An 18,758-nucleotide genomic window follows, 5' to 3' on the forward strand; every position below is an offset into this window, starting at 1 on the left:
ATCATCACCACCAATATCGACTTCAAGCAACTCGGCGACTACCTCGGGGACCCGGTCATCACCACCGCCACAGTTGACCGGATGATCCACCACTCGATCATTCTCACCGTCAAAGGCCCTTCCTGGCGCCTCCACCAATCACGCCAACTCAACGCCCCCAAATAACGAGAACCACCTTCCCGGCAGGCATCAGGGCTGCGTCGGGCCCGACGCAGCCCTGATGCCTGCCGTCCATCCCATCATTGGGGACCTCTCTGAATCGGTGTGAGATCGCACGCTCATCGAAATCCGGCAACTTCGACGGGGTCAGCAATAATACGCCTAACGGGTCAGTTTTTTATCGGTGGTGACAGCCTGGAGTCAGAGTTTTTCCGCCGCCAGCAAGCGTGAGTTGGGCTTTTCCAACGGCGGCCACGGGCTGCGGCATAGTTACGCCCAGGAACGGATGGCAGAGTTGCAGCAACAAGGGATGCGCTATGACCATGCCAAGGCGACTGTGGCCCAGGAGGTTGGCCATTTTGACAAGGACACCACCGAGGCCTATCTGCGATGAAAAAAGGATGGCGCAGCCTCTGGTTTCTTGTCGGTTTCTTGCCCCTGTTGGTTGTTCTTTGGCTGGCTTGGGTTTTACCCGATTTCGGTTTCTTCCGCTTGGCGACGGACTCGTTCTCTCTCCTGCAGGACGGGATGGTGCTGGTGGAGCGCAGGGCGGGCAAGGTGGTGAGCAGTTTTGCCCTGGCTTTCCATGGCATCGGCTGGCAGGCCTTATGGGAGCTGTGGCCGCTGATGTTGTTCTGCGCTCTGGCCGGATACACTCTGGGGGCTGGGTATCACTGGCTCTACCGCCTGTTGGATGGCGAGCAGCCGCCCGCAAGGGAAGTGACTGCGGAGGAGATGAAACTTAAGGATCTGGTTGCAAGTCTACAAAACAATCTGCTGTTACAAAAGATTGAGATAAGGGACCTGCAAACAATGCTCCAGCAAGCCCGTCAAGAATCCTTTGGCCAAATGATGAAAAGCGGTGAGCACGGCAAACAGATAACGCTCCTGGAGCGAAAGGTCGAATCCCAGCAGCGGGAGCTGTTCAACGCCAGGGCCAAGATGAAGCGGCTTGCGGGAAAACAGCGAAGAAAACCGGTTGACCATCCCCCATGGCCCGAATACAGTGACGATATGTAGCGCACCGTGGCGCTTTGTCTGATGACACACGGATCGGCCCGCAGAGCCGGACCTCTTATGTGGCAGATCTGCACAACTGACCTGATAGGCGCAGAGGCGCACAGGCCGGCAGCGGTGAACAGTCCCACGCTGAAATCCTGGGGGCGAATCGGGAAGGTGACTTCTCGCGGTGGTTCAGAGTATAACCATCGGCCACGGCATCAACTGACCGTTTGGCAATCTAACGCGACGCGGACATTGAGCATGTGATGTGAAAGGCCTTCCCCGGCTGTGGAGGCCTTTTGTGTTTTGGGAACATCGCAAGGGAGGCGTTCAGGTAGCATGGCTGCGGCAAAGCCGCAAGACCAAGCCCTGCGGGTGCTCGCTCACTCGCAGCCTTGCCCCTTTCCCCCAGCCACGCTCCACCTCCAGGTGGCGAAGGCAAGGAGGCGCTCTGCCTCCGGCGGGGCTCAGGGCAAAAAGGCTCTTGTTTTTTATTTAGGGTTTTCCAGGGGCCCATTTGGTCGTCATGTCAGTGTCGTATTCAAGACTTTGCAGGTGATCCGCCCACCATTGCATCATTTTGATCCGTTCTGGCAAGTACTCGCTTCGATGATAAGCCGCTCTAACAGCATTCTTTTCCCGATGGGCAAGTTGCCGCTCAATTGCATCGGGATTGAATCCGGCCTCGTTGGTAATGGTGGAAAAGAGCGCCCTGAAACCGTGCATGGTGGCTTTTGAATGGTAGCCAATCCGATAGAGAGCATAGAGCATGGTATTTTCCGAAAGAGGTTTGTTGGGGTAGTGGACACCGGGAAAAATAAGCCCTTTGTCGCCATGGAGAATTTTCATGCGTTCCAATAGAGCAACAGTCTGTTTCGACAGGGAGACGATGTGCGGGGACTTCATTTTCATTCGCTCCGCCGGGATTGACCACAGTCTCTTTTCGAGGTCGATCTCTGCCCAGGTCGCGTAGCGGACCTCGCCGGATCGAGCTGCGGTTAAAATGGTGAACCATATAGCTGATTTCGTGGTTAGGTGGATATCTCCAGCGGTCAGGGCTTTAAGGAAACCAGGCATTTCTTCGGGCAAAACCATAGTCCTGTGCTGTACCTTTTGGGCTTTCAACACCCCTCGCATATCAGCTGCCGGGTTGTACGTTGCCTTCCCGGTCTGCACCGCATAGCGCAACACACCGTTGATTGCCTGAATCGTTTTTCGAGCAATACCTAAAGCGCCGCGATTCTCAATGGCCCGGAGAGCCTCCAGGACCATTGGCGGGGTGATTTGATCCACCTGTTTATCGCCAAGGAAAGGCAGGGCGTTACGTTCTAAACAAACGAGCACGGCTTTCGCTGTAGCGGGTGCCCACCTGTTTAGTTGTTGTTGATGCCATTCACGGGCCACGGCTTCAAAATTATTTTCAGCAATTTGCCTTTCAGCTTTTCTTGCCCTGATCGTTTCCTGTCTTTTTTGTTTTCTTGCGTCTGCTGGATTTACTCCTGCCTTAACCATTTCCCGCAATGCAACTCGCTCTGCCCTAGCTGCCTCCAGGGATAAAACCGGGTATTCTCCTATAACGAAAGTAGACTCTTTGCCCGGTGGCAATTCATAGCGGTATCGCCAGGTCTTTTTTCCACTTGTAGCAATATGGAGAAAAAGTCCTTTGTTATCAGTGAGTTTGTACGCTTTTTCTTTTGGCTTGGCGTTTCTGGCCTGAATAGCCGTCAACATAGCAAGTTACCTCCATTGCCGGGTACATTCTCAAGTCGGGTATTTGTGTATCAAGTGAATGTACCCTGATTTGTACCCGGTAAAATGCCCGGATGTCAATGGATGAATTTGGGCAACATTGGACGAGAAACAAAGAAAAACCCCAAGAATCTCATGGGATTCATGGGGTTAATGGATACCAGCAAACTGCGCTGGATAATGATTTGGTACCCGGAACGAGAATCGAACTCGTACAGCCGAAGGCCGAGGGATTTTAAGTCCCTTGCGTCTACCAGTTCCGCCATCCGGGCAGAATGGCGCTTTTATACACGCCTCCCCATTCTTTGTCAAATTGCATTTGGTTAAAGCCGCTGGAGTTACGGCAGGTTACTGTGGTTTTTCCCCAACAGGTGCGTTCAGGGGCGGCAATTTGTCCCCGGCGCTGCCGGCCGCATCCTCGCACTCGCCGGGAGAGGGCACCGGTTACTGGCAATGCTGCCGCCGTTTTTGCCGTTCAGATCGCCCGAACGATGGCCAGCATCTCGCGCACGGCATTTTCCAGACCCACCAGAACCGCCCGGCTGATCACCGCATGGCCGATGCTCAACTCGTCGATGAAGGGCAGGGCGGCGATGGCATGGACGTTGCGGTAGTCGAGGCCGTGGCCGGCATTCACCCGCAGCCCGGATTCATAGGCCAGTTCCGCCGTCTGTTCGATCAGGTTGAATTCCCGCTCCTGGTCTTCCATGGTCCGCGCCTCGCAGTAGCGGCCGGTGTGCAGCTCGACATAGGTGGCGCCGGCATCGAGCGCCGCCTGCACCTGGGCCGCGTCCGGGTCGATGAAAAGCGAGACCGGAATCCCCGCCTTGCGCATCTTGGCGATGGTCTTGCCCACCTTCTTGGCATTAGCCAGCACATCGAGCCCGCCCTCGGTGGTCAGCTCTTTGCGTTTTTCCGGCACCAGGGTGATCATGTCCGGCAGCACCTCCAGGGCGATATCGACGATCTCCGGCACGTTGGCCATCTCCAGGTTGAGCCGGGTCTTGATTGTCTGCCGCAGCAGCCGCACGTCCCGGTCCTGGATATGGCGCCGGTCCTCGCGGAGATGGACGACGATGCCGTCGGCTCCGGCCAGTTCGCAGAGCGAGGCGGCCAGCACCGGGTCCGGTTCGCCGCCGCCGCGCGCCTGGCGGACGGTGGCCACATGGTCGACATTGATGGCGAGATAGGGCATGGTGGCACTCCTTGGTTGCTGTAGTTGCTGAAACAGGAATTTTTCCTCATCCCACATGCGCAGGGCCTCGGCCTCCGAGCGTTCGTGGTCATAGCCGGCGAGGTGGAGCAGGCCGTGGATGATCAGCTCGGTGAGCCGGTGGTGCAGGCTCTTGTTGTCCGCGGCCGCCTCGCGCCGGGCAGTGTCGACCGAGACGAGCACGTCGCCCAGTTCGTTGTCCGGCACGGCAAAGCCGTCGCCGGCCGTGGCTGGGAAGGAGAGAACATTGGTCGGACCCTGCTTCTTGCGGTACTGCTCGTTGTAGGCCGCCATCTCCGCATCGCCGAGGAAGACCACGCTGACCGCGGCCCGCTCCAGGTCGAGCAGATGGAGGAGGGTGTCGCAACGCTGCTGGAGGAGCCTGCGGTTGAGCGGACGGGAGTCGATCTCCGGGGAGTAGGTGCAGTGAACCGGCATCTCAGACCTCGCCCGCGTCCGTCGTGCGTTTGCGCCGGGTCGCGTCCTGCTGCTCGTAGGCGTGGATGATCTCCTGAACCAGGGGATGGCGGACCACGTCGGCCTTGGAAAAATGGCGGAAGGCGATGCCCTTGATGCCGGTGAGGATTTTTTCGGCCTGGATCAGGCCGGATTTCTGCGTGCCCGGCAGGTCGATCTGGGTGACGTCGCCGGTGATCACCGCGCGGGAGTCGAAGCCGATGCGGGTGAGGAACATCTTCATCTGCTCGCGGGTGGTGTTCTGGGCCTCGTCGAGGATGATGAAAGCGTTGTTCAGGGTGCGGCCGCGCATGAAAGCCAGCGGCGCCACCTCAATGACGCCGCGCTCGGTCAGTTCCAGGGTCCGCTCCTGGCCCATCATGTCGTTGATGGCGTCGGTGAGCGGCCGCAGATACGGATCGACCTTCTGGGCCATGTCGCCGGGCAGGAAACCGAGCTTCTCGCCGGCCTCCACCGCCGGGCGGGTGAGGATGATCTTGGCCACCTGCTCCCGCGCCAGCGTCGAAACCGCCATGGCCACGGCCAGGTAGGTCTTGCCGGTGCCGGCCGGACCGATGCCGAAGACGATGTCGTTTTCCCTGATCGCCTCGATGTAGAGCTTCTGGTTGACCGATTTGGGCGAGATCACCCGCTTGCGCGAGGTGATGCAGACCTTGTCGAGAAAGATCTCCTCCAGCCGCGCCTGGGGTGAGGATTCCAGGATTTTCACGCCGAAGGCGATGTCTTGGCTGAATACCGGATAGCCTTTGAGCAGCAGGCCGTACATCTGCTGCAGGGTGGAAGCCGCCAGTTCGACGGCGTGCGCCCGGCCGCTGATCCGCAGGCCATTGCCGCGGGCGTTGATCGTCACTCCCGTGGCCTGTTCGATGGTCAGCAGGTTGCGGTTCAGCTCGCCGAACAACTGCTGGGCGATCCGGTTGTCGGCGAAATCGAGTTCCCGCGAGGTCTCGGCGTTGAGGGCGGCGGCGGACTTCACCTTCACCTTACTTGGCTCCACCGGTGGCGAGCGCCTCGGTGACCATCTTCTGGAGGTTCTGGAGAGAGCGGTCCTTCACCGGCCGGCTGTTGATGAACATCGACGGCGTGGCGTTGACATCGGCGGCCACGGCATCGTTCCTGTCCTTGGCCAATTGCGCCTCGACCTCGGGGCTGGCCAGATCGGCGCGGAACTTGTTCATGTCGAGGCCGATGCGCACGGCGGTTTCGTCGACGGTGTTCGGCGTCCAGTTGGCGGTCTGGAAGAGGGCGTCGTGCATCTCCCAGAATTTACCCTGTTTTTGCGCAGCGATCGCGGCCAGGGCGGCCGGTTCCGCATTCGGATGCATGGGCAGAGGCAGGTGCTTGAAGACGATGCGCAGCTTGTCCTGGTTCTGGGCCAGCAGTTCGGCCAGCACCGGTTCGAGTTTGCCGCACCAGGGGCATTCGAAGTCGGAGAACAGCACCAGGGTGACCGGCGCGTCCGCCTTGCCCCGCACCGGCGCGCCGATGATGTCGATCTTCTGGTTGAAGCTGACATCGATGGCGCTGTAGGTATTGGCTTTACCGTTCACCAGATAGAGCATCTCGCCCCGGGCGGCGATATCGATGGCGGTGACGCCGGGGTCGACCGGCAGTGCGCCCAGTTGCCTGCCGTCGGGCGAGAAAATGTAGACTTTCGCATCGGCGGCCAGGATGAACACCTTCTTGTTGTCCAGGGATTGGGCGATGTCGACCGGCTTGGCCGGGATGGGCCAGGAAGCCTGGACCGACCAGTTGAGGTCGCCGGCGGTGTTGTTTTTCTTGGGTTCCTGGGCGTGGACGGTCAGCGGCAGCAGCAGGGCGGCGCAAAGGGCGATTTTTTTCAGCATGGAGTCAGTCTGTCCTTGGTATGAGTGGCATGGGTTGACGGCGAGCCCGGATCGGGGCCGTTTGCATGAACCTCCTGATGTGGCGCGCAGAGCGGCTGCCCTCCAGGAAAAACGTTCCCACTATAATGGCAGCGTTGCGAATGCGCAAGCGGCAAGAAGGACGGGATTTTTTCCGGGAAGAGCAATGCATTTCCTGCCGCTCTCTCGACTTGGTCTCAGAAAGGCACCGGGAGCACCTGGTGGTGCCGGCCGAACGGAGGGGACTGCCGATTTCAATGTGATCTCGTTGAAAACAGGATGTTTGTTGAAACACTACATGTGGCATAAATTGCTCTTGATGCGCTCTATATGTTGTGATAATGTGCCGGTCGACAGAACGACGGGCCCCGGCGCCCCATGTGCGCATCCTGGCTGGAAAGGCTTGTGGCGCAGGGATCGGCGGGGGACACGACACGGTCCGAAGTCCAGTCGAGTCGAAGAGACAACAAGAAGAATTCAGAGGAAGAGGCCACCATGACCAGAAGCATACCCCGGCAGCAACTGACCGAGACGGCGGAAACCGTGCTTGAACGGCGCTACTATCTGAAGGATGCGGCGGGCAGGCCGTTGGAAAACTGGGAAACCCTCTGCCGTCGGGTGGCGGACGCGGTGGCCCTGGTGGACGGCGATCAGCCCGATTACGAGGGGCTGGCCGATCGCTTCTTCACCATGATCTACACCCTCGATTTCCTTCCCAACTCGCCCTGCCTGATGAACGCCGGCACCGATCTCGGCCAGTTGTCGGCCTGTTTCGTCCTGCCGGTGGACGACTCGATGGACGGCATCTTCACCTCCATCCGCAACGGCGCCCTGGTGCACAAGACCGGCGGCGGCACCGGCTATTCATTTTCCCGCCTGCGGCCCAAGAATTCGGCGGTCCGCTCCACCCAGGGCGTGGCCTCCGGGCCCCTGAGCTTCGCCGCCGTGTTCGACGCCGCCACCGAGACCATCAAGCAGGGCGGCAAGCGGCGCGGCGCCAACATGGGCGTGCTCCGGGTCGATCACCCCGATATCCTGGAATTCATCGTCGCCAAGCAGGACCAGAGCCGCTACACCAACTTCAATTTCAGCGTCGCCATCACCGACCTGTTCATGAACGCGGTCAAGGACGATCTCGAATACGACCTGATCGACCCCTCCAACGGCCGCGTCATCGACACCCTGCGCGCCCGCGACGTCTTCGACCGGATCGTTGACCTGGCCTGGCACAACGGCGAGCCCGGCGTGCTCTTCATCGATGCCGCCAACCGCGACAACGCCACGCCGCAACTGGGCAAATTCGAGGCCACCAACCCCTGCGGCGAGCAGTGGCTCCTGCCGTACGAGTCGTGCAACCTGGGTTCGATCAACCTGGCCCAGTATGTCCGGGAAGGCAAGATCGACTGGGAACGCCTCGGCGCCACGGCCCGGCTGGCGGTCCGCTTTCTCGACAACGTCATCGACTGCAACCGCTTCCCCATCCCTGAAATCGCCGAAATGACACAGAAAACCCGCAAAGTCGGCCTGGGCATCATGGGGCTGCACGACATGCTCATCCAACTGGAGCTGCCCTACGCCAGCGAGGAGGGACGCCAGGCCGCGGCCGAGGTCATGGCCTTCATCCGCACCGAGGCCGAGGCCGCCTCCATCGAGCTGGCGGAGCTGAAAGGCCCGTTTCCGGCCTACGATCCGGAGATCAACACCTATCCGGCCCGCCGCAACGCCGCCCTGACCTCGATCCAGCCCACCGGCACGGTGTCGATGATCGCCGACTGCGCCTCGGGCTGCGAGCCCTATTTCTCCATCGTCATGATCAAAAACGTCATGGACGGCGACCGGCTGCTCATGGCCAACAAGCTGTTCGAGCGGGTGGCCCGGGCCGAGGGCTTTTATTCCGCCGAACTCATGGAAAAGGTGGCCACCAGCGGCACGGTCATCGGCCATGCCGAGATCCCGGTCAAGTGGCAGGAAATCTTCCGCACCGCCCAGGACATCAGCCCGGAACAGCACATCCGCATGCAGGGCATTCTCCAGAAAAACGGGGTCGACTCCTCGATCTCCAAGACCATCAACCTGCCTGCCTCGGCCACCCAGGACGATGTCCGCACCTCCTACATGCTCGGTTTCGAGCTGGGCTGCAAGGGCTTGACCGTCTACCGCGACGGCTCCCGCGACCACCAGGTGCTCAACACCGTGGCCGCCAGCCCGGACCTGACCGCCATGGTCTCCGGCGAGGGGCTGGTGCGCAAGGCCACCCTGCCCGATGTGCTCAGCGCCAAACGCTACCGGCTCAAGGACATCAACCAGGAAACCATCTATCTGATCGTCTGTTTCGACGAGGACGAAAAACCGATGGAGGTCTTTGCCAAGTTCCCCTTCGACAACCGGGTGGACCTGAAGGACAAGTCAACCATGTGGACCACCACCTGCCGCCTGGTGTCGCTGGCCCTGCGCTACCAGATTCCCATGGACGAGATCATCAAGCAGTTGGACCGCTCCTCCGGCCACATGCTCGATCTGCCCGCCCAGTTGGGCAAGCTGCTGAAATCGTTCATGGCCGGCACCCAACACGGGTTCGCCTCGATCTGCCCCGAATGCCAGGGCAGGCTGGTGTTCGAAGAGGGGTGCGAGGTGTGCCGGGATTGCGGCTATTCGAAGTGCTCGTGACCCATCAATCAGCTTGATGTTATTTCCCATGCTATCGGGGGGATTTCCTCTGCAACACCCACCGGCTTTTTTCCCTGCGGGGCGTTCTTTTTTCGCTTAACAAAAAAACAGAACGCCCCGTTTGATCTGTGCCCCACGCTCAACAAAGGACGGCCCCTACCGCTGAGGCAGGCGACAAGGGATTCTTTATCCTTCGAATTTTTCAAGTCATTATACAAGGTTGATGTCGTTTTGGCAGGCGCGGCCAGGAGAAGTCCTGTCATGGTAAGGGATTTTTTGTTGTTGCTCCTGTCGAAAATACTTGAATTTCCATGAATCCATGCGAAAATTCTCTTCCTTCCTATTTTGCTGCGCATCCCTGGACCAGGGGCATGATGGTGATGATCGCCATGAAAAAAAAAGCAAGAAAATTACCCTGAATTTTCGGCAGGTTCGGAACAGGGGCCAGGGGATGGAAAGTGGTTTGTGTTGCAATGGATCGAATTTCTGTTATTTTCCCTTATCTTGATAGCGAAAGCCATTATCTGACTTCAACTTGAGAGAGGGATTATGCGGACCACCAAGCTCGTATTCCTCGTGATAGTCGGCTTGGCGATGATCGAGTTTTCCATTGGACGACCACGTTTCGCTGTGGCGGCAACCACGGCACCCAAGACATCGCACGCCTCCCCCAGAATCGCTGCCCCCGCAGCCAAACCCGCCAAAAAGCCCCAGGCAATTGTTCGGAAGAAGGCCAAGGCCTCCTCGGCCATGAAAGGCATGGCCGTCGTCTATTCCGACAAGCTTAATGGCCGCAAGACCGCCAGCGGCCAGCGGTTCAGCCAGAAACATCTGACGGCGGCGCATCGGACCCTGCCGCTCGGCACGAAAGTCCTCGTGACCAACGTCCGAAACAGGAAGTCGGTCGAGGTGCTGATTAACGATCGGGGCCCCTGGACCGCTGGTCGGATCATCGACCTGTCGGCCGCCGCGGCCGAGCGGGTTGGACTGGGAAAGACCGGAAAAATTCTCGTGCAGTTAGAAATCGTCTCGCAATCAGCGGTGAACAAGTCGTAGACGGACGGCACCCCTCGCCGGGTGCCGTTTTTTCTTTCTTCTTTCTCCCTGTCGCCCACCTGTGCCATGCCAAGGGGATTCCCATGCGCTCATGCTTCCCGTTCCATCCGTTCCGTCTGATGTCCCTCTGTGCCGTCGCCGCTTGCCTTGCCGGTTGTGCCGCCGCACCGCCAGCCGGGCAGTGGCTCATCGAGCCGGGGGTGGAGCAGCTTTTCGAATCCGGCAGGGTGCTCCCGGACCACGCCTACTACTACCTCGGTTCCTCCACGGCACCGGATTCCATCATCGCCATTCATCGCCGCTTTACCCTCCGTACCAGGGTCTGGGCCGAAGTGGACCTGACCGAGGCCAAGTTGAACGGCTGGTTGCAGTGGTATCGGACCGAACACTATCCTCCCGGCTGCGAATATCGGGGCGGGGTCATTCTCATGCCCGACGGGCAACAGGCCGGTTTCTGGTATTCCCAGAACATCATCAACATCGTTTACATGCCGGAACCCGGCATCCTCGAAGTCTACCAACCCCATTCGGTCGCCGGCGGGACCTGCGGAAAGGAAAACGACTCCATGTTTTTTGGCGGGATGGAATGATGGCGGCGCCGGATCGTGCGCCGAATTGTCGGACGAACGACTGAGGAGCGCCGGCTGAAGCGGGCACGCCCGTGGGAACGGCGTCAGAACAGGCGGTCGAAGAATTCGAGATTGCCGAAGAAATAGCCGGCCAGCACGCAGACCACCACCCATCCGGTTCCCCCCAGGACGCTGTAGGGGAAAAACACCCGCAGCCGCATTTCGGCCATGCCGGCCACAAAGGGAACATAGGTGCGGAGAAAGGGGATGAACCGGCACAAGGTGACCGCCTTGGTTCCGTACTTTTCGAAAAAGTCGTGCGCCCTGTTCAGGTTCTCCTGATTGAAGAAACGTCCATGCCTGCCGGCAAAGGCCTTGTGGCCGAACCAGATGCCCATCAACCGGTTGAAATTGTCGCCCAGGACGGCGGCGATGGGAAAGAGGACCAACACGATTTTCAGGTCCATGGCATCGCTGGCGCAGAGGGTGCCGATGGCGAACAGCATCGAATCGCCGGGCAGGAAAGGGGCGACCACCAGGCCGACCTCACAGAAGATGATCAGGGCGATGAGCCCGTAGATCAACATGCCGTGGTTGTTCACGAGCACGGTGAGGTGCTGGTTGATGTTGATGGTCAATGCAATGATGTGATGGATGATATCCATGGGGGTGCCAAAAGCGACATGGGGATTGATCAGTCCTTCTCCAGGAGGCGCGCAGGAACCTCGCGGCTTGCCGCGCGTGGGCAGCGGTCGTTGCCGATGTCGACCGGGCATAGGGCGCATTCGCGGCCACAATCGGCGCATTCCGGAAAACGATCCACGTGGGGAACAAAAACGTGGACGATATTCGCCGATCCAGGGAAGAGCAATAAAAAAATGATGCCATGGTGAGAAACGGCCCGTTCTTCGGCGATGTCACCGCTGCAGGGCGCGCCCATCCAGGGCGCGGAGAGAGGCCGGGGCATCCCCGCCGGGGTGTGCGGGCTTTGCCCCGGTGTGGGCGGGGCTGCCATCGTTTTTCGCAACGAGCGGCTGGGAGAGCTCCGGGATGGCCGTTTACCCGCGAAAAATGTTGTGTGGGTCGGTTGACAAGTGGCAGCCCTGCGTTATGCTATGCCCCGGATTCATCCACAGGGAATGATTGCGCTCCGCCGACCCGATTGTCCGTGCCCATGCCCATGTATCCGCTTTCCGCCATTAATGCCGCCCGACGCGGCCAGTGCTTCCCCCTGCTTCGCCGCGGCAACCGGCCGCCTCCCCCGTCTGTCCCGACCCTCTGATCCCGAGCGCCTTTGCGCGCTGTTTTTTCGTTTTTTTCAGGAGATCACCATGATCCATGTCGACCATCTGACCCGAACCTATGGACCGCATACGGCGGTCGACGACGTCTCGTTTGCCATCGGTGCCGGCGAGATCGTCGGCCTGCTCGGCCACAACGGCGCCGGCAAGACCACGATCATGAAAATGCTGACCGGCTTTCTGGAGCCCACCGGCGGCACCATCCGGATCAATGGCCTGGATATGGCCGTCGACCGGCGCGCCATCCAGGCCCTCATCGGTTATCTGCCGGAGAACTGCCCGGTCTATCCGGAGATGACCGTGGCCGGCTATCTCGAATACCAGGCGACCTTGCACGGGGTCGGCGCCGACCGCATGGGACCGCTGCTCCGCGACACCCTGCTCCGCACCGCGCTCACCGACAAGGCCGGCCAGCGGATCGCCACCCTGTCGCGGGGATACCGCCAGCGGGTCGGCGTGGCCCAGGCCATCCTCCACCGGCCGAAAATCCTCATCCTCGACGAGCCCACCAACGGCCTCGATCCCACCCAAATCCAGCACATGCGCGGCCTGCTCCGCGATCTGGCCCGGGAGTCGACCCTGCTGATCTCCACCCACATCCTCCAGGAGGTGCAGGCGGTCTGCGACCGGGTGATCATCATCCAGCGCGGCCGCAAGGTCCTCGATGCCCGTCTGGCCGACCTGAGCGCCGGCCAGCGGCTGCTGGTGACCACCGATACCGGGGCCGATGAACTGCTCGCCGCAATGGACGGGGTCGCCACGGTGGAAACGCTGTCCGTCGAAGGCGGCCGGAGTTGCTATGCCCTCTCCGGCGAAGTGTCCGCCCGCGAACTGGCGGCTGCCGTGGCCGCCACGGTGGTCGGCCAGGGCCGGCCGCTGTACGGGCTTGCGCCGGAGGCGCGCAACCTGGAAAAAATATTCAGTGAAATCAACATGACTGGAGGAAGGGAACAATGAGCACCCTGCGCACGGTCGCCCGCCGGGAGTTGGCGGTCTTTTTCGCCACGCCCGCGGCCTTCATCTTCTTCGGCGCCTTTCTCGCCGCCACCCTGTTCATCTTCTTCTGGGTGGAGACCTTTTTCAGCCGCAACATCGCCGATGTGCGGCCGATGTTCGAATGGATGCCGCTGCTCCTCATCTTCCTCTCGGCGGCCGTCACCATGCGGGTCTGGTCCGAGGAGCACCGGGCCGGTACCCTGGAGCCGCTCCTGACCGCGCCGGTGAGTCTGCCGGTGCTGGTCGGCGGCAAGTTCGCCGCCTGTCTCGCCCTGGTGGCCATCGGTCTGCTCCTGACCCTGCCGCTGCCCGTCACCGTGTCCCTGCTCGGCCGGCTCGACTGGGGGCCGGTCTTCGGCGGCTATCTCGCCAGCCTGTGCCTGGCCGGCGCCTATCTCGCCATCGGCCTCTTTGTCAGCGCCCAGTTCAACAGCCAGATCGTCAGCCTGATCGTCTCCACCCTGGCCTGCACCGTGCTCTACCTTGTGGGCTCCAGCACCCTGACCGCCTTTTTCGGCAACCAGGCCGGGGAAATGCTCAAACTGCTCGGCGCCGGCTCCCGTTTCGCCGCCATCACGCGCGGGGTGATCGATCTGCGCGATCTGGTCTATTGCCTGAGCCTGACCGGCATCTTCCTGGCCCTCAACGTCTTCACCCTGGAGCGGCAGCGCTGGGCTGGCAATCCGGCCAACAGCGCGCACCGCCGCTGGCTGGCGCTGACCGTGCTGCTGGTCGCCAACTTTTTCCTGCTCAACCTGTGGCTGGCGCCGCTGGGCATGCTGCGGGCCGACCTGACAGAAGGCCGCATCTACTCGATTTCGCCGGCCACCCGTTCCTATCTGGGGCGGTTGCAGGAACCGCTGCTCATCCGCGGCTACTTCTCCGCCCAGACCCATCCGCTCCTCGCCCCCTTGCAGCCGCAACTGCGCGACCTGCTGCGCGAGTACGAGGTGGCCGGCAACGGCCGGGTCAAGGTCGAATTCGTCGATCCCCAGGAAAAGCCGGAGCTGGAGCAGGAGGCCGGCGAGAAATACGGCATCCGGCCCGTGCCCTTCCAGACCGCCTCCCGCTACCAGACTGCGGTCACCAATTCCTACTTCGATATCCTGATCAAGTACGGCGACGAGTTCGTCACCCTCGGCTTCCAGGATCTGATCGAGGTCAAGAGTGAGGGCGACACCAAGCTGGAGGTCGAACTCCGCAATCCCGAACATGACATCACCAGGGCGATCAAGAAGGTGCTGTACAGCTACCAGGGCGGCGGCAATCTCTTTGCCGCGATCGGCGCGCCGGTGACCTTCCACGGCTACATTTCGCCCGAGGCCAGGTTGCCGCAGCCGCTGATCGAATTAAAGAAGTCGCTGGAAGCGGTGCTGGCCGATTTCAGGCAGCAGGCCGGCGACGCATTCACCGTCGATTTTGCCGACCCCGAGGCCGACGGCGGCCAGTTGGCGCAGCGCCTGGCCAAGGAGTTCGGCATGCAGCCGATGATGGCCGGCCTGCTGTCGCCGCAGACCTTCTGGTTCTACATGACCCTGGAGAGCGGCGGCCAGCAGGTGCAGGTGGCCCTGCCCGCGGCCCTCGACAAGGCGGCGCTGAAAACAGCCATCGAGGCGGGGCTGAAGCGTTTCTCCAAAGGCATGCTCAAGACCGTGGCCCTGTACACGCCGCCCGTGAGTCCGGCCATGGCCCAGTTCGGCATGCCCGACCAGAGCAATACCTTCCAGCTCCTGCAGCGCTTCGCTGAAGAGGAACACCGGGTCAAGCCCGTCGACCTGAGCACCGGCCAGGTGGACCCGGAGGCGGACATCCTGGTGGTGGTCGCGCCTGAGCGGCTTCAGGAAAAACAGGTGTTTGCCATCGACCAGTTCCTCATGCAGGGCGGCACCGTGGTCCTGGCCACCGCGCCCTTCGACGTCAGCCTCCAGGGCCGGATCAGCGCCGAGGAGAAAAAAAGCGGCTTGGCCGACTGGCTGGCCGGCTACGGCATCAAGCTGGAGCCGACCCTGGTGCTCGATCCCCAGAACGCCGCCTTTCCGGTGCCGGTGGAACGCCAAGCCGGCGGCTTTGCCATCCGCGAGACCCACCTGATCAACTATCCCTATTTCGTCGACATCAGGAGCGACGGCATGAACCGGGGCAGCGGCCTGCTCACCGGCATCGACCAGCTGTCCATGACCTGGGCCTCGCCGATCGCGGTGGATGGCGAGAAAAACAAGGACCGCCAGGTGGTGCGGCTGCTGGAGAGTTCACCGGGAGCCTGGCTGTCCGATTCCATCGATATCCAGCCCGATTTCGACCGCTATGGCCAGGCCGGATTCGCCCAGGGCGAACCCGCCGGCCGGCAGTTGCTGGCCGTGCTGGTGGAAGGCGCCTTCGACTCATGGTTCAAGGGCAAGACCTCGCCCCTGATCGAGGAAGCGCGCAAGCAGCAGGCCGAAAAGGAGAAACAGCAACAGCAGAAAACCCTGGCCGATCCCAGGGAAAACAAGGCGCCCGCGGCCGAGCCGCCCCAGCCCGAGGTGATCGGCCGGGTGCTGGAGCGGTCACCGGATTCGGCCCGGATCATTCTGCTGGCCTCCAACACCTTCCTGACCGATACCAGTCTCGATCTGGCCTCCGGTGCCGGCGGCAGCCGCTATCTCAACCCGCTTCAACTGGTGGCCAACTGCATCGACTGGTCGCTGGAGGATCGCGATCTGCTTTCCATCCGCGGACGCGGCCATTTCGCCCGCACCCTGCTGCCCATGGACAAGGACGAGCGCATGCTCTGGGAATATCTCAACTATGGCTTGGCGGCTGTCGGCCTGCTGGCCGTCTGGGGGGTGCACCGGGCGATCCGGGCCGGGTCGCGGCGGCGTGAACAGATGCTGATTGCCGGGAGGATATGACCATGAAACGACTGATCCTGGGATGTGCGATCCTGTTGCTGGTCCAGCTTGGGCTGCTGGTGGCCACCCATGTCCTCAACCGCACCGGGCCGGCGCAACCCGGCAAAGGCCCGCTGCTGGCCTTCATGGCGGCCGACGTCAACGAGGTGCTGCTCGAAGACGGCGAGGGGCACCATCTGGCCCTGAAAAAGGACAAGGAGCGGTGGTTGCTGCCCGAGGCCGGATCGTTTCCGGCGGATGCGGCCAAGGTGCAGGGGCTGATCGATCAACTGGCCGGATTGCAGCGCGGTTGGCCCGAGGCCACCACGGCCGAGGCGGCCACCCGCTTCAAGGTGGCGCCGGATCGGTATGTCCGCAAGCTGAACCTGCTCAAGGACGGCACCGCGCAGGCCATCGTCTACTTCGGCACCTCGCCCGGCCTGCGCAAAATCTATCTCCGGGCCGACAACGACCCCGAAATCCAGACCCTGGTCCTGTCCCAGCATGAGTTGGAGGTGACGACCGACAACTGGATCGATACCCGCATCCTTCACCTCAAGCCCGAACAGATCAAGCGGGTCGAACTGCCCGGTCTGCGCCTGGAAAAGACGGCCGACGGCCTGCAACCGGCCGATCTCAAGCCCGAGGAGGAGGTGGTGAAGGACCGGCGCGATGCCCTGGTCAACCGGCTGGCCGGCCTGACCATCGCCGGCATCCTCGGTACGGAAACCAAGCCGGAATACGGCCTTGATAAACCGGCCCTGCGCTATACCGTGGAACTCGACGGCGGCACGACCATCGACTACACCTTCGGCCAGCCGCCGCAGCCGGCTCAACCGGCCGGGCAGGACGCGGCGCCGCCCCTGCCGGCCGAGCAGTCGTATGTGCTTAAGGTTGCCAATCAGGAGCAACTGCTCCGGGTGGACGGCTGGCAGGTGGCTGAGCTGAAAAACGCCACCCACGCCTCTCTGGTGCGGGCCAAGACGCCGGCACCGGCGGCACCGACACCCCCGGTCCAGCCAGTCGAGCCGGCGAAATAGGCGTGCTTTTTCTTTTCGGCCTGTATTCGCCGGCCGGATGAGGAAGAGCAGGGCTGCGTGCGGCCGTCTCGCCCGGCCAATGCCCGGCTGTTATCACTTCGTGGGCTCCGGCGGCCGGGTGCGGGGCAGGGCGGTCAACTGCGGCGGCGATTCCCGGCGGGGTTCGGGCTCGTTGTGGATGATGTCCAGCTGTCTGTTGTAGACGGATGTTTCTATTTCAAACAGCCCCAGGACGGTGTGGAAGAGGTTGTCGTGGGAAAAGCGGTGGCCCGCCTTTTCCCGGAGCGCCTGCCTGTCGACGGTGAACCGGCTGCCGAACCAGAGGACTGCGGCTATGTGCTTCTGGTTGTCCGGGGCCATGGCATAGGGCAGGCCGTGCAGGTAGATGCCGTATTCACCCAGGGATTCGCCATGATCGCTGAGATAGACCATGGCGGTCTCGAAGCGCTGGTCGTTTTTTTTCAACAGGCCGATCACCTCGGCCAGGAATGAATCGGTGGCGAGGATGGCATTGTCGTAGGCATTGCCGATTTCCTCGTTGGTGCATTCATTGAGCTGATTGGTCCTGCAGACCGGGGTGAATCGCTCAAACGGCGGCCGGTATCGCTTGAAGTAGGCCGGCCCGTGGTTCCCCATCTGGTGGAGGACGATCAGGATATCGCCCTGCTGCCGGGAATCGATATATTCCTGCAGGCCGGCCAGCATGCCCTCGTCCCTGCATTCCTCGTCGCACACCGGATTGTTGTCCGGATGTCTGTAGTCCTGATAGGGGACGCGGACAGCCACGCCCTTCGAGTCCGAATTGTTGTCCCGCCACAGGACATGCACCCCGGCATGGCTGAGTACATCCAGCAGATTTTCCGTATTTTCCCCTTTCCGTTCGCTGTACTGGTCGCGGGGATACACGGAAAACATGCGCGGTACCGAATAGGCGGTCGCGGTGCCGCTGGAATACATTTGGGACAGGGAGATGACGTTCTCGCGGCTCAGTAGGGGATTGGTCGGCCGGGGATAGCCGTTTAAGGAAAATCTGTCCGCCCGCGCCGCCTCGCCGACAACCAGGATGACCAGCTCCCGGTCAGTATCGGTGGCCGGGATGTGGGCATCCGTGCCCAGGGGGCGGGGCGCGGTTTTTACGGCGACAAAGTTTTTATCCACCAGGTATTTGCCGAACGAATAGAGGGTGAAAGCCGGGTTGGCATAATAGCGCAGCGGCTTGTGCTCCCGGAAAAACGAGGCGTAGAACTTGCTGAACAGCAGAATGAGGCCGAGAGCGACGGCAAGGCAGCAGCAGAGACAGATCGCCTTGCTCAGGAGCTGCCTGCGCCAGGTGAGGGGCTTGATGGCAACCATGGCCACCAGCGCGGCGGGCAGCACGCCCAGGACGGCGACGTACCCCAGCAGGGGGAGGCTGAACAGGTCGGCCGCTTCGTGGTAATTGGTCTGGACGACGTTGCCGATCATGGTGTGATCGATCACCACGTCGTATGTGTTCATGAAATAGGCGGTGAGCGAGGCGAGCGGGAAGAGCGCGATCAGCACCGGCTTGGTCGACCGGGTCCAGCCGAAGAGGGTCAGAAGCAACATGAGCACGGTCCCCAGGCCGACGGCTAGGGATACCAGAAAGCCGATGTTCTGCCATGTTATCGGATAGACTTCCAGGACGTGCCGGAAAAACGAGGTGTTGTACAGCAGGACCAGGAGCAGGGACGCCCAGAGGTGCAGGTGTGTTTGCGCAATCTTCATACGGAAAACGGGTTGGGTGCGGGATGGAGGTTGGGGTATGTCCTCCTC

Annotated in this window: 15 protein-coding genes and 1 tRNA gene; 9 read left to right on the plus strand and 7 right to left on the minus strand. The window is 61.3% G+C overall.

The annotated features are described in order from the left end of the window. Positions 1 to 3: 3 nt before the first annotated feature. The 3 genes from Q362_RS25005 (at position 4) to Q362_RS0113155 (ending at position 1,179) form a co-directional block, all read left to right on the plus strand. Positions 4 to 165, plus strand: coding sequence for an ATP-binding protein (locus tag Q362_RS25005; protein WP_425389238.1), 162 nt, complete (start codon positions 4 to 6; stop codon positions 163 to 165). Between the two features lie 181 nt (positions 166 to 346). Next, complete coding sequence (locus Q362_RS22895; RefSeq protein WP_211248493.1) at positions 347 to 553, plus strand: hypothetical protein; 207 nt, start codon at positions 347 to 349, stop codon at positions 551 to 553. Next, positions 550 to 1,179, plus strand: coding sequence for a hypothetical protein (locus Q362_RS0113155; protein WP_028319069.1), 630 nt, complete (start codon positions 550 to 552; stop codon positions 1,177 to 1,179). The genes Q362_RS22895 and Q362_RS0113155 overlap by 4 nt, the downstream gene beginning before the upstream one ends. A 477-nt stretch (positions 1,180 to 1,656) precedes the next feature. Here the strand turns inward: Q362_RS0113155 and Q362_RS0113160 are convergent, their stop codons facing one another. The 5 genes from Q362_RS0113160 to Q362_RS0113180 all read right to left on the minus strand — a co-directional run bounded on the left by Q362_RS0113160 (position 1,657) and on the right by Q362_RS0113180 (position 6,447). Next, positions 1,657 to 2,892 (minus strand): tyrosine-type recombinase/integrase, encoded by a 1,236-nt coding sequence (locus Q362_RS0113160; protein WP_028319070.1) that lies wholly within the window; start codon positions 2,890 to 2,892, stop codon positions 1,657 to 1,659. A gap of 204 nt (positions 2,893 to 3,096) precedes the next feature. After that, a tRNA-Leu gene (locus Q362_RS0113165) sits at positions 3,097 to 3,182 on the minus strand. A 203-nt stretch (positions 3,183 to 3,385) separates the two neighbouring features. After that, positions 3,386 to 4,561, minus strand: coding sequence for a pyridoxine 5'-phosphate synthase (locus Q362_RS0113170; RefSeq protein ID WP_028319071.1), 1,176 nt, complete (start codon positions 4,559 to 4,561; stop codon positions 3,386 to 3,388). A 1-nt stretch (position 4,562) separates the two neighbouring features. Then, on the minus strand, positions 4,563 to 5,576 hold the full coding sequence (locus Q362_RS0113175) for a PhoH family protein (protein WP_028319072.1): 1,014 nt from the start codon (positions 5,574 to 5,576) through the stop codon (positions 4,563 to 4,565). 7 nt (positions 5,577 to 5,583) lie between these two features. Beyond that, positions 5,584 to 6,447, minus strand: a complete 864-nt coding sequence (locus Q362_RS0113180) for a thioredoxin domain-containing protein (protein WP_028319073.1) — start codon at positions 6,445 to 6,447, stop codon at positions 5,584 to 5,586. Positions 6,448 to 6,960: 513 nt separating this feature from the next. Here Q362_RS0113180 and Q362_RS0113190 point away from each other — a divergent pair. From Q362_RS0113190 to Q362_RS0113200, 3 genes are all read left to right on the plus strand, one after another. Beyond that, positions 6,961 to 9,132 (plus strand): adenosylcobalamin-dependent ribonucleoside-diphosphate reductase, encoded by a 2,172-nt coding sequence (locus tag Q362_RS0113190; RefSeq protein ID WP_028319074.1) that lies wholly within the window; start codon positions 6,961 to 6,963, stop codon positions 9,130 to 9,132. Between the two features lie 549 nt (positions 9,133 to 9,681). Then, positions 9,682 to 10,188 (plus strand): septal ring lytic transglycosylase RlpA family protein, encoded by a 507-nt coding sequence (locus tag Q362_RS24290; protein ID WP_211248494.1) that lies wholly within the window; start codon positions 9,682 to 9,684, stop codon positions 10,186 to 10,188. An 83-nt stretch (positions 10,189 to 10,271) separates the two neighbouring features. After that, complete coding sequence (locus Q362_RS0113200) at positions 10,272 to 10,778, plus strand: hypothetical protein (protein ID WP_157470115.1); 507 nt, start codon at positions 10,272 to 10,274, stop codon at positions 10,776 to 10,778. A gap of 83 nt (positions 10,779 to 10,861) precedes the next feature. Here Q362_RS0113200 and Q362_RS20640 read toward each other — a convergent pair whose 3' ends face one another. Further along, a complete protein-coding gene (locus Q362_RS20640) occupies positions 10,862 to 11,422 on the minus strand; it encodes a VTT domain-containing protein (RefSeq protein ID WP_051554310.1) in 561 nt (186 codons plus the stop codon). Positions 11,423 to 12,088: 666 nt separating this feature from the next. Between Q362_RS20640 and Q362_RS0113210 the strand changes: the two genes are divergently transcribed. From Q362_RS0113210 to Q362_RS20645, 3 genes are read left to right on the plus strand one after another with little or no spacing between them, the layout of a single operon-like run. Continuing rightward, positions 12,089 to 13,015: an ABC transporter ATP-binding protein gene (locus tag Q362_RS0113210; protein WP_028319076.1), complete on the plus strand. Its 927-nt coding sequence runs from the start codon at positions 12,089 to 12,091 to the stop codon at positions 13,013 to 13,015. Further along, positions 13,012 to 15,945, plus strand: coding sequence for a DUF4350 domain-containing protein (locus Q362_RS0113215; protein WP_028319077.1), 2,934 nt, complete (start codon positions 13,012 to 13,014; stop codon positions 15,943 to 15,945). The genes Q362_RS0113210 and Q362_RS0113215 overlap by 4 nt, the downstream gene beginning before the upstream one ends. A 2-nt stretch (positions 15,946 to 15,947) precedes the next feature. Next, positions 15,948 to 16,964 carry a DUF4340 domain-containing protein gene (locus tag Q362_RS20645; protein WP_051554312.1) on the plus strand — a complete coding sequence of 339 codons (1,017 nt, stop codon included), beginning with the start codon at positions 15,948 to 15,950 and terminating at the stop codon, positions 16,962 to 16,964. A 93-nt stretch (positions 16,965 to 17,057) separates the two neighbouring features. On the opposite strand, the gene Q362_RS20650 is transcribed toward Q362_RS20645, so the two are convergent. Then, a complete protein-coding gene (locus Q362_RS20650) occupies positions 17,058 to 18,710 on the minus strand; it encodes a phosphoethanolamine transferase (protein ID WP_084312701.1) in 1,653 nt (550 codons plus the stop codon). Positions 18,711 to 18,758: the final 48 nt, after the last annotated feature.

Origin of the sequence: Desulfobulbus elongatus DSM 2908, from assembly GCF_000621145.1 — a bacterium.
GTDB lineage: Bacteria > Desulfobacterota > Desulfobulbia > Desulfobulbales > Desulfobulbaceae > Desulfobulbus > Desulfobulbus elongatus.

Bases quoted from the DNA above. Each gene is read 5' to 3' on its own strand.
- Q362_RS0113155 (WP_028319069.1), top strand. From the start codon at position 550: ATGAAAAAAGGATGGCGCAGCCTCTGGTTTCTTGTCGGTTTCTTGCCC.
- Q362_RS0113160 (WP_028319070.1), bottom strand. From the start codon at position 2,892: ATGTTGACGGCTATTCAGGCCAGAAACGCCAAGCCAAAAGAAAAAGCG.
- Q362_RS0113170 (WP_028319071.1), bottom strand. From the start codon at position 4,561: ATGCCGGTTCACTGCACCTACTCCCCGGAGATCGACTCCCGTCCGCTC.
- Q362_RS0113180 (WP_028319073.1), bottom strand. From the start codon at position 6,447: ATGCTGAAAAAAATCGCCCTTTGCGCCGCCCTGCTGCTGCCGCTGACC.
- Q362_RS0113190 (WP_028319074.1), top strand. From the start codon at position 6,961: ATGACCAGAAGCATACCCCGGCAGCAACTGACCGAGACGGCGGAAACC.
- Q362_RS24290 (WP_211248494.1), top strand. From the start codon at position 9,682: ATGCGGACCACCAAGCTCGTATTCCTCGTGATAGTCGGCTTGGCGATG.
- Q362_RS0113200 (WP_157470115.1), top strand. From the start codon at position 10,272: ATGCGCTCATGCTTCCCGTTCCATCCGTTCCGTCTGATGTCCCTCTGT.
- Q362_RS20640 (WP_051554310.1), bottom strand. From the start codon at position 11,422: ATGGATATCATCCATCACATCATTGCATTGACCATCAACATCAACCAG.
- Q362_RS0113210 (WP_028319076.1), top strand. From the start codon at position 12,089: ATGATCCATGTCGACCATCTGACCCGAACCTATGGACCGCATACGGCG.
- Q362_RS0113215 (WP_028319077.1), top strand. From the start codon at position 13,012: ATGAGCACCCTGCGCACGGTCGCCCGCCGGGAGTTGGCGGTCTTTTTC.
- Q362_RS20645 (WP_051554312.1), top strand. From the start codon at position 15,948: ATGAAACGACTGATCCTGGGATGTGCGATCCTGTTGCTGGTCCAGCTT.
- Q362_RS20650 (WP_084312701.1), bottom strand. From the start codon at position 18,710: ATGAAGATTGCGCAAACACACCTGCACCTCTGGGCGTCCCTGCTCCTG.